The following is a 13,698-nucleotide window of genomic DNA, read 5'->3' on the forward strand; positions in this document are numbered from 1 at the left end:
GTTTTCCATTTATCTCAATTCATCAGAAGCGTCCTTTGGGACCGCTGAAATTCTATAGCTCAAAGGAGAGTTACATCATGAAAAAAACACTTACACTCGTAATGGCTGCCGCACTTTCTGTTCTATTCGTAGTTGGTTGTGCCGCTGAGAAAGAAACACCAGAGACCCCTGCTGAAACTCCAGTTGAAACACCAGCTGAAACTCCAGAAGAACCTGCTGAGGAAAAAATCTCAATCAATTCTATGCTGGAAAAAAGAGAACTTACAGCTGAAGAAATGACCTCTCTGGAAAAAGTGGTATCTCTGATGAGATCTGTTGAAGATACTGTACAAGTATCTGTATTCAACATGACCGAAGTAGACGGTGGATTCAATATTGAGTTTGTTCTGAAGAACAACTTCAAAGAGAAGACAGTTGTTGAAAAGGATACTATAATTGTAATCACTACACAGGAAGACGAAGTGATCGAAATTCCAGTTCCTGCAGACGTTGAAATTGAAGCAAACGGTGGAGCAATATTCGAAGCTGAAGTACTTACCGACAAACTTACCGCTAGAAAAGATATCTACTTCATCGAATTTAAAGCAGAAGACGCTGAATAATCCACTTTCATCAGGTCATTAGAAAAACAGTGTATGTTCGTCATACACTGTTTTTTTGCGGAAAAATCTATGAACTTGAACATCATCCGCTAAAAGAGAGGATACTCCCCCCTCTTTACTACTGCTCCCATCCAATTCTTCAAAGGAGCACGAAGTATTCTTGTAGGCTAAAAGATTAAGACCAGATATAGATTCATTAAAGAAATCTATATCTGGTCTTTGTCCTATAAAAAAATGCTGTGTGAGACTTTATGTTCCGTAATATTTACTCCTCATCATAACTCTCTTTATACATTGGAAGATACACCACAAACTGAGTCCCTTTTCCAATCTCCGAAGAAACTTCAATGGTTCCTCCCATAGAGAGCACGATATGCTTCACTATGGCAAGTCCTAAACCTGTCCCCCCCATAGCTCTGTCCCTTGCTTTGTCAACTCTATAGAACCGCTCAAATATACGATTCAGATGTTTCTCAGGAATTCCGATCCCTGTATCAGACACCACAACTTTGATCAAGGTGTCCTCCCTCTCTATCCTGATTTGCACCTCGCCATTCTCCCTGGTGTACTTAATCGCATTATCAACCAAATTCAGCAGCAGCTGGTTGTATAGATCTACATCTCCCAACATGAAAAGAGGCTCTTTCTGTGTTAGGGACAGCGTTATATTCTTCGCTTCGGCTTTTGGATTCAACAGATGATACACTTTTTCACTTTCATAAGAAATATCAATCTCTTCGTTCTTTAAAGATTTCACCTGTTCGATACTAGAGAGGGTCAGTATGTCATTGATCAATCTAGTCAATCGCTCGCTTTCATCGTTGATGATATCTAGAAACTTGTTACGTGTGCTCTCATCTTTAACAAACTTCAAGGTTTCTGAAAAGCCCTTTATAGACGTCAAAGGCGTTTTGAGTTCATGTGACACATTAGCAACAAACTGGCTTCTCATTTTCTCTAGCTTCTTTAAATCTGTAATATCTTCAAGCACAACTACTGTTCCGACAAGAGACCCTCTTTCCCCCAGAATCTCAGCGGACTTGATTCTGATATCCTTTCTAATAGGTTCTTCAATCTGCACTTCGAGAATATCCTCTTCATCATTCAGCATGAAGATCAGCTCTCGAAGTTCCTTGATCTCATATACACCTTTTCCGATGACATTGTCGGAGATGCCAAAAAGCTGCTTACAGAATGGATTGATCATGATGATCTTGTCCGCATTATCATAGGCAAATACACCCGAGTTCATACTTTTCAATATCGCTTCCAACCGGTTCTGTTTCTCTTCATTTTCGATAAATGTGGTTTCAAGCCTCTCTGCCATGTTATTGAAATTCATGCCAAGCTTACCTAGCTCAGCATCACTTCTCACCCGAACTCTCCTTGTATACTCACCATTGGCGATTCTATCTGTAGCAAAAGTCATCTCTTGGATTGGCTCAAGCAAGTAGTCTGCTATTTTTCTCGAAATCAGATAAGATACCAAAATTACAAAAGCAAATGTACCTAACATGTATTTTACAAATCCCCCGCCTAAGTTCAATGAACCCGCCTCTGTAGAACTTCGTAAAATTTTCCCATCCGAGAGCCTTGTCGCATAATAAACCATCTGTGTATTCAAAGTCTTTGAAATTCTGATATCAGATCCCTGACCACTCTCCATGGCTTCCTGGACCTCTAGTCTATCCAGATGGTTCTCTAACCCTCTTTTCCCAGAAGAATCAAATAAAACATCCCCATTCTTGTCGATGAGGGTCACTCTGATGGAATCCATGACACTCACAAGCAAAGATGTGTTGTTGATCCGATCCACTTCCATGTAATTGATGAGAAGTTCATTGTTGGTTTTGAGCTTCTCTTTCACTAGATTTATTTTCTCAAGGCTTGATATCAGCAGAAAGGATGAGGTCAGGAAAAACATCGCCACAATAATCCCAGCAAGAAACGAAACTATGATTCTTCTGCTCATGATTCAAGATCATTGAAACGGTATCCGATACCTCGTACCGTCTCGATATAGACAGGATTCTTATCATCATCTTCCAGCTTCTGTCTTAAATGCCTGATATGCACATCGACGGTCCGCGTCTCCCCCACATACTCATAACCCCATATTTTATCCAGCAGCACATCACGTTTCATAACTTTACCGCGATTTTTCACAAGGATATCCAGGAGCTCATACTCTTTTAAAGTCAGCTCTACTTTTTGATTGTTCTTTGTCACCTGATGTTTATCATAATCAATCACAACATCGGAAAAAGAATACACTGCTGATTCCTCAGCTTCCGAAGCACTTCTTCTGAGGACAGCTTTTATCCTAGCCATAAGCTCCCTTACTGAGAATGGTTTTGTAATATAATCATCAGCCCCCAGTTCTAGACCTAAGATCTTGTCGATCTCTTCAGATTTAGCCGTGAGCATTATAATAGGGATACCTTTGGTCTGATCTGAACTTCTCAAGTTTTTACAAACTTCAAGCCCATCCATGAGCGGTAGCATCACATCCAGCAGGATTATTGTTGGTTTCTCTGTTTTGGCCAAGGTAAGTCCGTCGACCCCATTATAAGCTTCTGCGGTCTCATAACCAGCATTCTCCAAATTATACCGGATCAGCTCCACAATATGCTCCTCATCATCAATGATAAGTATTTTCTCTTTCATCATAACTCTACATACACCTCTCGATTCATCACAATCAATATTCTACTCTTATTTAACCATAAAGAAACATTTAGAACAATTGAAACGCAATCAATTAACCTGAAGTTAACGGTTCTGTCAGAATAATCTCAGATAGCCATTTCCATCATCAAGGTTCTTTAAAGATCTTTTTCTTCCTCAAGTTTCCTTTATCTGATCCCCCGACCTACTGTAACCCTAAAAAAGCTGCATGGGTTACTCTCCATACAGCTTTTTCTTAACCATTTTTTATCTCTTCTGATCTTTGCCCATAAGATTATTGATTTCAGTAAGAAACGTGTTGATGTCCTTAAACTGCCGATAAACAGAAGCAAACCTGACATAGGCAACTTCATCCACGTCTTTGAGACGATCCATCACCATCTCTCCGATTTCTGTAGAAGAAATCTCTGAGATCATACTATTGGAAATATTTCTCTCAATATCAGATGCGATCTCCTCAATCTGAAATCGCGATACAGGACGCTTCTGACATGCCCGAATGAGGCCCACAATGATTTTATTCTTGTCAAAGTTCTCTCTGCTGTTGTCCCGCTTCACAACCAGTATCGGAATATCCTCCACTTTTTCATAGGTGGTATATCTTTTCCCGCAGGAAAGACACTCCCGCCTTCTACGAATCGCAGAATTATCTTCAATGGACCGGGAATCAATGACCTTGCTTTCAGAAAAAGCACAAAAAGGACATTTCATGAGCTACACCTCATTACTTATTATATCTGTTGCGAAGGAACGCAGGGATTTCCAGTTGGTCATCCTGATTCTCGTCTGCCTGCTTTGGCTCTTCAGCTCTCTCTCTTCTTGGTGCATCCTTCGGCTCTACTCTTTTTTCTTCCGCTTTATTGTATACTTTGACTTCATCAAATCCCGTTGCGATCACTGTAATCTTGATTTCGTCTTTCAGCTTTGTGTCAATAACGGCTCCAAAGATGATATTCGCTTCCTGATCTGCAGCCTCTGTAACAATCTCAGCCGCTTCATTGATTTCAGCTAGAGACAGATCCTCTCCTCCAGTCACATTAAGGAGAATACCCGTTGCACCATCAATTTTTGTTTCCAGCAGTGGTGATGAAATCGCTTGTTTCACAGCTTCCACAGCTTTGTTCTCACCTTTGCCGTATCCTACTCCCATATGAGCAAGACCCTTATTCAGCATGATGGTTCTCACATCATTAAAATCAAGATTTACCAGACCATTTTCAGTAATAAGGTCCGTGATACCTTGAACACCTTGTCTTAAAACATCATCTGCTTTATTGAATGCTTCCTTGAATGTAGTTCTTTTATCAACAATCATAAGAAGTCTTTCATTGGGGATTGTCACCAATGAATCCACTTTTTCTCTCAATTTCTCAATGCCTATTTCGGCATTCTTCATTCGGGTTTTCCCTTCAAAATTAAAAGGCTTTGTCACAACACCTACTGTAAGAATCCCCATGGATCTTGCAATATCAGCGACTACAGGTGTTGCACCTGTTCCTGTTCCTCCACCCATACCAGCAGTTATGAAAACCATATCCGCACCTTTCAGTGCTGCCATAATTTCTTCTTTGGACTCTTCTGCAGCTTTTTCACCGATCTCCGGATTTGCTCCTGCCCCCAATCCCTTGGTAAGTTTCTCACCAATCTGGATTTTATGGGTTGCATTGGACTGCATCAAGGCTTGCTTGTCTGTATTAATGGATATAAAATCCACCTCTCCCAAACCTTCATTGATCATTCTATTCACAGCGTTGTTGCCACCGCCGCCACATCCTACTACTTTAATCTCTGCTGGGCCTTGAATTTGAAAATCAAAATCTAACACGATTTCTCCCCCTCATTACTTTATAATCTTATTTTTAAGGCTAACGAACCAGTCGCGTATCCGTTGAAAGATACTGCTGTCCTCATAATCATCTAAATACTCATCCTCATCGTCTGAGTTCATATTTTTCACATCAACATTCTCTTCGCCAAACTTCATCTGGTATTTCTTGAAAAAATCCTCGTCTGAAGTTGAAGTTGAAACTTCTTCAAGCTGTTGCTCTTCCAGGCGGATCATTTCATCAATGGCTCCTTTGCAGTGAATTGCACTGAGCAGATGATAAGCCAGACCGCTTGATTGGATTGTGAGAACACTGTCATCCCTTATTATATCAGAAGTAATGAAGTTTGTGGACAGATTGAGTGCAGATTTATACATTTTATTGATTGAATTAAAACCGCACAAACCGCCTCCATGAACGACCACTTTTTTCACTTCTCCAGTCTCTTGATGTTTCATCACGAACTTTTCCACAAAGCTCATAATTTCTTCGATTCTGGCCTTTATGATATCTTCAATCATCTGGTAATCATTGTCTTCTTTGGCAAGAGTTCCGCGAGCATAAGACTTCTTCAGTTCTTCTGCTTCCAACAGAGATATTTTAAGCACAATGGCCAAATCTCTTGTGATATTCTTGCCACCAAGCTGAACTGAAGACACATCGACAATCTTATGATTTCTGACATAGACTGCTCTTGTGGTATGAGCGCCAGAATCCACGATAACAGCACCCTTCTGCCAGTCACCTCTAGACAGCAGGATACTTCCTGCACCTACCGTTGACAACCCAGTGCCTGCAATCTTGATCTTTGCCAGAGCTAGAGCATCGTATAACTTTTCAACATATGTTTTTGGTGCAGTGGCAAGCTGTCCGGTAAAATCAAAGTTGCTGCCACGAACCCCCAAAGGATTCCCATATATCGTCTCATCCACGTAATACTTTGAAATCACCATATCAACGATTTCATCTTCACCACCAATGGATACTTTCTGGGCAGAATCCATGGCAATATCCAGTTCTCTCTGAGTTACTGCATCTCCAAACAATTCAGCATGTCCTGACGTCTCATGGAATTTAAGGTGTTCCGGCTGAACACACAAAAAGACCGATGTAATGTTTCTGGAAATTTTACCTTCAAGTTTCTGAATTACTTTTTTAACAGCACTTCCCAATGCTTTTACATCCACTATTTCATTTTTATCCATACCTTGGGATTCCACCAGCGCACTGACCATAAATGTCTCATCCGTGGTGGAAAGTGCCGATGCTTTAATATAATGAGATCCGATATCAAGTCCTATAACAAAATGATCCATTTGCACGCATGCATACCTCCCGCATAATATATGATTTTATTATACATTCTATTTTGACAGAAATGAAACGAAATCTGAAATTTATATACAAATTCACAGAATTTAAGAAATTATCCACCAAAACTGCTATCCGATGTGGAGCTGGATACTTCAGTCACCATATTTACTGAAATAAACGCTTTAGGATCTACTTTTCGGATGAATATTTTAAGCTTGATAAAATCTCTCCTGGTCAGTACTGTAAGTATAATTTCTGTATCTCTGCCAGTGAAGCCTCCCTTCCCCATGAGAAGAGTTGCACCTTTTTTCATATCATTGATGATATAATGCATCACAGCATTTCTATGCTCGGTAATGATCATCACTTCTCTTCTATAGGTAATTCCATCAATGACTTTATTGATGATCTCACCAGTCAAATAGACAGAGAGAAGTTGAAAAAGGCCAATTTCAACACCAAAAACAACCATGGCAAATATAGTAACCAGAATGTCCGTACCCACAATGCAGTTTACTTGGTCCAAAAATGTATATTTGGACACAATGCGGCCTATAAGACTTGTCCCGCCGATGGAAGCATTTCTGTTGAGGATAAATCCCACCCCTACACCCATAAGTGCACTGCCAAAGATTGTAGCCAGCATTAAATCATCTGTGAGAGGACCAAAAGGAAAATACTTTTCCATAATATACACTACAAATGAAAGTCCGAAGGAAGAAATCAGTGTTTTTGCCCCAAAACTTGTTCCCAATAAAAGAAATGCTGCAACAAACAAAGATCCATTGATCACTAGCATCAGCAGTCCCGTATTAACTCCGGTCAAGTGGTTGATGACAAGTGCAATCCCTTGAGCTCCTCCGGCTGCAAGTCTGTTTGGTGTGAAAATATATACCATGGATGCTGCCGTTAAAATAATCCCAATAAAAATCAATAGATAATCTTTCACCAGTTGTTTGTTTATACTGCTCATATTTTTGTTTTTCAAGGTACACCTCAATCAATCTATTTTGTTCATCTTCTATTAATATAACGCTTTTTTGTAAACATTTCCATGGTTCTTCCTATTTTCACAGTAAACACGCGAAACATAAAAAGGAAGGTATGAACACTCAACCTAGTTGGAGATTCATGCCTTCCTATTTTATACTGTCTAAGATTATAAACTGCTGTTTTCTCTCATTTCCAGATACTCATCAAACGTACACATTTTATCGAAGAAACTGTCTGGAGTTACTTCAATAACTCGATTGGCCACAGTTTCATTAAACTGATGGTCATGGCTTGAGAACAGTAGAACGCCTTTAAAATCGATAAGCCCGTTATTCACAGCTGTTATGGATTCCAGGTCAAGATGGTTTGTTGGCTGGTCAATAATCAGAAGATTGGCAGTGGAAAGCATCAGCTTCGAAAGCATACATCGTACTCTTTCTCCACCAGAAAGCACTTTCGCTTCCTTAAGAGCTTCTTCTCCCGAGAAGAGCATCCGGCCTAAAAAGCCTCTCAAATAGCTTTCACTTTTCTCCTCAGAATACTGTCTCATCCAATCCACAAGATTCAACTCAACATCATTGAAATACTGGCTATTGTCACGAGGGAAGTATCCTTTAGTGATGGTTACTCCGTATTTAAAACTGCCTGCGTCCGGCTCTAGCTCACCGGAGAGAATCTTGAACAGGGTGCTCACAGAAATATCATTCCCAGTGAATGCGATTTTATCTTCTCTGCCTACGACAAAAGATACGTTATCCAGTACTTTTACCCCATCAATGGACTTGCTGAGGTTTTCAACGATGAGGATGTCATTGCCCACTTCACGCTCAGGCTTGAACCCGACAAAAGGATATCTTCTATTTGAAATAGCGATATCATCTAGCGTAATCTTATCAAGAAGCTTCTTTCTCGATGTTGCCTGCCTGGATTTGGAAGCATTGGCAGAGAACCGGCTGATAAAATTCTGAAGATCTCTGATTTTTTCTTCCTTCTTTTTATTCTGGTCTTTAATAAGCTGCGACATCAGCTGACTGGACTCATACCAGAAATCGTAGTTCCCCATATAAATTCTGATTTTACCATAATCCACATCACAAATATGTGTGCAAATCATATTGAGGAAATGTCTGTCATGGGACACAACAATAACTGTTCCTTCGAAATCTGCCAGATAGTTCTCCAGCCAGTTGATGGAATGAAGATCCAAATCATTGGTAGGCTCATCGAGGATCAGCACATCCGGTTTCCCGAATAGAGCTTGAGCAAGAAGAACTTTCACCTTATCTTTAGATTCCAGTTCACTCAATAATCTTTCATGCTTATCTGTTCCTAACCCAAGACCCAACAGCAAAGATGCGGCTTCCGCTTCCGCCTCCCATCCATTCAGCTCTGCAAACTCCCCTTCCAGAATAGACGCTCTCATTCCGTCTTCATCTGTGAAGTCTTCCTTCATATAGATTGCATCTTTCTCTTTCATGATAGCATATAGACGTTCATTTCCCCGGACGACAGTATCGATGACTCTCTCTGCATCAAACTTGAAATGATCCTGCTTGAGGACAGACATCCTCATATCCTTTCCTAAGGAGACTTCTCCTGTATTAGGTTCCAGTTCTCCTGAGAGAATTCTCAAGAAAGTGGATTTACCTGCTCCGTTTGCTCCAATGACACCATAACAGTTTCCAGGTGTGAACTTGATATTCACATCATCAAATAGTTTTCTACCACCAAAACGTAGACTTACATTATTTACATTCAACATTTATTTCACTCACTCCATTGTCATAATTACTCACACAAATAATTATTATAACATGAATCATCATCATTAGACAGGTACATCATAAAAATATTATTGAATCTCAGAGGAAATGCTTCTTTAGACACTTGAAATATTAGATCCCTTGATTTATTGAAATCACAAAAAATTCTGTAAATTATTTGTGATTTAATTGACAATCGGTATGTTAATTGCTACAACTAAGATAATACTGTATCTCTTTTTTTTGGAGGTGTGAATATGAATACACATCAGATTCTAACTGATACCCCTGACTTTCCTGAGGACAAAATCAAGCAGCTTCATGAGTATATCGACAGCATTGAAGACCGTGAGCATCTGCTCATCCATATTCTGCATAAAGCGCAAGAAATTTTCGGATACCTTCCCCCTGAACTGCAGTTGCATATTGCTCGTACCCTCAACATTCCTGCTTCGAAGGTATTCGGCGTTGTCAGTTTTTACTCCTACTTCACACAAGAAAAACGAGGCAAACACACCATCAGTGTCTGTATGGGAACTGCCTGTTTCGTCAAAGGATCCGCAAAGATGAGAGACGAACTGGGCAGCATGCTTCAAACAGATTCTCACGGAACCACCAAAGACGGACAATTCACTGTAAAAGAAATCCGATGTATAGGCGCTTGTGGCTTAGCTCCCGCACTGATGGTCGATCAGAAGGTCTATGGTCATATCAATCATGACAATATCCAGACCATTCTGCAGCTGTATAAGGAGGATCCCCATGACTGAAAAGAGAGATGATCTCAAAAAAATCCGCGACTCCTTCTCCTCTATCAGGTCACTCCGTGAAACCGGCAGCAACAGGGACACACGTATAGAGCTCCTCGTAGGACTTGCTACCTGCGGTATTGCAGCAGGGGGCATGGAGGTATATAAAGCGCTTGAGAAAGAAATTGCCGAACAATCTCTATCGAACGTACATCTGGTAAAAGTAGGCTGTATTGGTTCTTGCTACTGCGAACCTACGGTTCAGGTAAATATCCCAGGACAGCCTCCGGTCTACTACGGCTACGTGGATCCGGATTTGGCCCTGAGGATTGTAAGAGAACACTTGCAAGAGGGCACCCCTCTTGAATCGAATATCATTCCCATGACTTTCAGCAGAACCGATCCCCTTGGCGCAAAACGAAGGCAGCTGAGAATCGCCCTAAGAAACTGCGGTATTATTGATCCGGAAAAGATTGAAGAATATATAGCTTTTGACGGTTATGAAGCCTTATCCAAAGTACTGATGGATTACACCCCACTGGAAGTGATCGCCATTCTCAAAGAAAGCGGTTTAAGAGGTAGGGGCGGCGGCGGATTTCCGACAGGTCTCAAGTGGCAAGCTACTGCCCAGGCTGAAGGTCCAGAGAAATACATGATCTGCAATGCAGATGAAGGGGACCCAGGTGCCTACATGGACCGCTCCCTTCTGGAAGGCGATCCCCATAGTGTTCTGGAAGGCCTCATCATCGGAGGATACGCTACAGGGGCTACCCATGGCATCATCTATATCCGGGCAGAGTATCCACTTGCCATAGAGCGGCTCACCACCGCGATTGACCAAGCACGCAGCTGGGGGATCTTAGGTCAGCACATTTTTGGAAGCAGCTTTGATTTTGATATAGAAATCAGATTGGGTGCAGGTGCTTTTGTCTGCGGAGAGGAAACCGCACTCATTCATTCAGTGGAAGGAAAACGGGGAGAACCTACAAAAAAACCACCCTACCCTTCAGAAGAAGGCTATCTGAAAAAGCCTACCACCGTCAATAATGTTGAGACACTCGCCAATGTTCCTGAAATCATATTAAAAGGAGCTCCCTGGTTTTCAAGAATTGGCGTTGGCCAGAGCAAAGGAACCAAAGTTTTTGCTTTGGTAGGAAAAGTCCGTCATGTAGGTTTGGTGGAGGTTCCCATGGGTACAACCCTGCGGGAGATCATCTATGATATAGGTGGTGGAATTCCCGACGGAAAAGCATTTAAAGCCGTCCAGACAGGCGGTCCTTCTGGTGGAGTATTATCAGTCGACCATCTGGATACGCCCATTGATTATGAGAGCCTGCGTTCTCTTGGAACCATGATGGGATCAGGGGGAATGATTGTCATGGACGAGGACAACTGTATGGTGGATATCGCAAAATTCTATCTACAGTTCACTATGGAAGAATCCTGTGGTAAATGCACACCTTGCAGAATAGGCACGAAGCGCCTCTTCGAAATGCTGGACAGCATCACAAAAGGCAAAGGCAGCAGCCATACTCTGGACCAGCTGCAGCTTTTAGGACAGAACATCAAAAACTCAGCTCTGTGCGGACTGGGTCAGAGCGCACCAAACCCTGTTTTAAGTACCATGAGGTATTTTGAAGAGGAATATCGGATACATGTAGAGGACAAAAAATGTCCCACCGGCATTTGCAAAGAGCTCTTTAAATACAGCGTCATTGCTGATCAGTGCGTCGGATGTACCGCCTGCCGAAGAGTGTGTCCTGTTGGCTGTATCACAGGCCATCCTAAAAAAGTACATTTTATTGATCTAAATCTGTGTATCTCCTGTGGTGCGTGTTATGATGCCTGCAAGTTCCATGCGATAAAAAGGGCTTAGGTGATGATATCAATGAACAACAGTAATGAAAAAATCCATTTGAAAATCAATGGCACCGATATAGCGGTCGACAAAGGAACTACGATTCATGAAGCGGCTAAATTAGTGAATGCAGATATTCCAACCCTTTGTCATCTGAATCTGGAAGGTTTTGGCATGATCAATAAAACAGCTTCCTGCAGAGTGTGTATGGTAGAGGTTCTAGGCCGACAGGCACTGGCACCCTCTTGTTCTGAAACTGTCACGGAAGGGATGGAAGTCATTACCGATTCTTTAAAAGCAGTTTCAGCGAGAAGAATCAATCTGGAACTACTGCTGTCCAATCACCCCATGGAATGTCTTACCTGCAGAAAAAATCTTCAATGTGATCTTCAGGCTCTTGCAAAAAAACTTGGTATTTACGATATCCCGTTTACAGGGGAAAAAATGAACCGTCCCATCGACAAAAGCTCCTATGCCCTTGTCAAAAATCCGGACAAATGCATCATGTGCAGACGCTGTGAGACCATGTGCAACGAGGTGCAAACCTGCGGAATCTTATCCGCAAACAAACGCGGCTTTGATGCATTTGTAGGTCCAGCATTTAATCTTGATATGATTGACACTTCCTGTACCTTCTGTGGTCAGTGTGTTGCTGTGTGTCCCACAGGAGCCCTGTCAGAGGTGAACAACATGCATAAAGTCTGGGCGGCTTTGCTGAAAAAAGAAAAGCATGTTGTCGTTCAGGTGGCCCCTGCTGTTCGTGTAGCCATTGGTGAAATGTTCGGAATGGAACCAGGGGTCATCACCACAGGTCAGCTTGCAACTGCCTTTAGAAGAATGGGCTTTAATGGTGTTTTTGATACCGACTGGGCCGCAGACCTGACCATTATTGAAGAAGCTTCAGAGCTCCTTCATCGTCTGGAACATGGCGGAAAGCTTCCCATCCTGACCAGCTGCTGTCCTGCTTGGGTCCGCTTCTTTGAATATCAGTTCCCAGAGCTTCTTGATATTCCTTCCACTTGCAAATCTCCTCAAATTATGATGGGTACAATGATCAAAACATACTATGCGGAGAAAATGGGCATTTCACCAGAAGACATCATCGTGGTCAGTGTTATGCCCTGTATTGCAAAGAAAGCAGAAGTTCAACGTGATGAACTGAAACTAGGCGAGCTGAAGGATGTGGACTGGGTCATCACAACCAGGGAGCTTGGATATATGCTGAAAGAAGCGGGCATTGATTTTTCCACTCTGCCTGAAGGAGAGTTTGATCAGATTCTCGGAGAGAGCACCGGAGCTTCTGTTATTTTTGGTGCCACTGGCGGAGTAATTGAAGCTGCTCTTCGAACTGCTTATGAATGGATCACTGGAGAAGAACTTATAGAAGTTGATTTTCAGCAGCTGAGAGGACTGGATGGCATACGCCAGGCTACCGTGATGATCAAGGATCAGGAGCTTCACATCGGCATCGCCCATGGACTTGGAAATGCAAGGAAAATGCTTGAGGGTATATCCAGAGGAGATCTTCACTTCCACGCCATTGAAATTATGGCTTGTCCGGGTGGTTGTATTGGCGGCGGTGGACAGCCCTATCACCATGGAGATATTCATGTCATAGAAAAGAGGCAGCAGGCAATTTATAAGGAAGATGCCGGGAAGGTTAAGAGAAAGTCCCACGAGAATGAGATGGTGATGAAGCTGTATCGTGAGTACATCGGAGAGCCCTATGGAGAAAAAGCACACGAACTTCTTCACACAAGCTACACCCCCAGGAAGATGATTTAGTAAAACCATTTCATCGATTGCATGCAATTTATTTTCTTGGACCTATTGAGATATCTCTCACAATGCGTTATCATATTCTATGGAAGAAGATTTCTATGATGATTTCATGGAGTTCAATAA

At 41.9% G+C, this 13,698-nt stretch carries 11 protein-coding genes; 4 read left to right on the forward strand and 7 right to left on the reverse strand.

Features of this window, described 5'->3' with window-relative positions; translation table 11 throughout:
• Positions 1-77: 77 nt before the first annotated feature.
• The gene (locus BM243_RS02270) at positions 78-602 is read left to right on the forward strand and encodes a hypothetical protein (RefSeq protein WP_074909792.1); all 525 of its coding nucleotides are present in this window, start codon (positions 78-80) and stop codon (positions 600-602) included.
• 265 nt (positions 603-867) lie between these two features.
• On the opposite strand, the gene pnpS is transcribed toward BM243_RS02270, so the two are convergent.
• From pnpS to BM243_RS02305, 7 genes are all read right to left on the reverse strand, one after another.
• Positions 868-2,574 (reverse strand): two-component system histidine kinase PnpS, encoded by a 1,707-nt coding sequence (gene pnpS / locus BM243_RS02275; RefSeq protein ID WP_074909795.1) that lies wholly within the window; start codon positions 2,572-2,574, stop codon positions 868-870.
• A complete protein-coding gene (locus tag BM243_RS02280) occupies positions 2,571-3,272 on the reverse strand; it encodes a response regulator transcription factor (protein WP_083422560.1) in 702 nt (233 codons plus the stop codon). Before BM243_RS02280 ends, pnpS begins: the two co-directional genes overlap by 4 nt.
• Positions 3,273-3,536: 264 nt before the next feature.
• A complete protein-coding gene (gene nrdR / locus BM243_RS02285; protein ID WP_074909798.1) occupies positions 3,537-4,001 on the reverse strand; it encodes a transcriptional regulator NrdR in 465 nt (154 codons plus the stop codon).
• Between the two features lie 13 nt (positions 4,002-4,014).
• The gene (ftsZ, locus tag BM243_RS02290; protein ID WP_074909800.1) at positions 4,015-5,115 is read right to left on the reverse strand and encodes a cell division protein FtsZ; all 1,101 of its coding nucleotides are present in this window, start codon (positions 5,113-5,115) and stop codon (positions 4,015-4,017) included.
• Between the two features lie 15 nt (positions 5,116-5,130).
• Positions 5,131-6,432 (reverse strand): cell division FtsA domain-containing protein, encoded by a 1,302-nt coding sequence (locus BM243_RS02295; protein ID WP_074909803.1) that lies wholly within the window; start codon positions 6,430-6,432, stop codon positions 5,131-5,133.
• Between the two features lie 110 nt (positions 6,433-6,542).
• Positions 6,543-7,418, reverse strand: a complete 876-nt coding sequence (locus tag BM243_RS02300) for a YitT family protein (protein WP_083422561.1) — start codon at positions 7,416-7,418, stop codon at positions 6,543-6,545.
• A 171-nt stretch (positions 7,419-7,589) separates the two neighbouring features.
• Complete coding sequence (locus BM243_RS02305) at positions 7,590-9,185, reverse strand: ABC-F family ATP-binding cassette domain-containing protein (RefSeq protein WP_074909806.1); 1,596 nt, start codon at positions 9,183-9,185, stop codon at positions 7,590-7,592.
• 258 nt (positions 9,186-9,443) lie between these two features.
• On the opposite strand from BM243_RS02305, the gene BM243_RS02310 reads away from it, so the two are divergent.
• From BM243_RS02310 to BM243_RS02320, 3 genes are read left to right on the forward strand one after another with little or no spacing between them, the layout of a single operon-like run.
• Positions 9,444-9,956, forward strand: a complete 513-nt coding sequence (locus BM243_RS02310; protein WP_074909810.1) for an NADH-quinone oxidoreductase subunit NuoE family protein — start codon at positions 9,444-9,446, stop codon at positions 9,954-9,956.
• On the forward strand, positions 9,949-11,811 hold the full coding sequence (locus tag BM243_RS02315) for an NADH-quinone oxidoreductase subunit NuoF (protein WP_074909812.1): 1,863 nt from the start codon (positions 9,949-9,951) through the stop codon (positions 11,809-11,811). Before BM243_RS02310 ends, BM243_RS02315 begins: the two co-directional genes overlap by 8 nt.
• A gap of 12 nt (positions 11,812-11,823) precedes the next feature.
• Positions 11,824-13,578, forward strand: a complete 1,755-nt coding sequence (locus tag BM243_RS02320) for an NADH-dependent [FeFe] hydrogenase, group A6 (RefSeq protein WP_074909815.1) — start codon at positions 11,824-11,826, stop codon at positions 13,576-13,578.
• Positions 13,579-13,698 lie beyond the last annotated feature (120 nt).

Origin of the sequence: Proteiniclasticum ruminis (genome assembly GCF_900115135.1) — a bacterium.
Lineage (GTDB): Bacteria > Bacillota > Clostridia > Clostridiales > Clostridiaceae > Proteiniclasticum > Proteiniclasticum ruminis_A.

What these genes read in the sequence shown, in the direction of transcription:
- BM243_RS02270 (WP_074909792.1), top strand. Translation starts at nt 78, where the DNA reads ATGAAAAAAACACTTACACTCGTAATGGCTGCCGCACTTTCTGTTCTA.
- pnpS (WP_074909795.1), bottom strand. Translation starts at nt 2,574, where the DNA reads ATGAGCAGAAGAATCATAGTTTCGTTTCTTGCTGGGATTATTGTGGCG.
- BM243_RS02280 (WP_083422560.1), bottom strand. Translation starts at nt 3,272, where the DNA reads ATGATGAAAGAGAAAATACTTATCATTGATGATGAGGAGCATATTGTG.
- nrdR (WP_074909798.1), bottom strand. Translation starts at nt 4,001, where the DNA reads ATGAAATGTCCTTTTTGTGCTTTTTCTGAAAGCAAGGTCATTGATTCC.
- BM243_RS02295 (WP_074909803.1), bottom strand. Translation starts at nt 6,432, where the DNA reads ATGGATCATTTTGTTATAGGACTTGATATCGGATCTCATTATATTAAA.
- BM243_RS02305 (WP_074909806.1), bottom strand. Translation starts at nt 9,185, where the DNA reads ATGTTGAATGTAAATAATGTAAGTCTACGTTTTGGTGGTAGAAAACTA.
- BM243_RS02310 (WP_074909810.1), top strand. Translation starts at nt 9,444, where the DNA reads ATGAATACACATCAGATTCTAACTGATACCCCTGACTTTCCTGAGGAC.
- BM243_RS02315 (WP_074909812.1), top strand. Translation starts at nt 9,949, where the DNA reads ATGACTGAAAAGAGAGATGATCTCAAAAAAATCCGCGACTCCTTCTCC.
- BM243_RS02320 (WP_074909815.1), top strand. Translation starts at nt 11,824, where the DNA reads ATGAACAACAGTAATGAAAAAATCCATTTGAAAATCAATGGCACCGAT.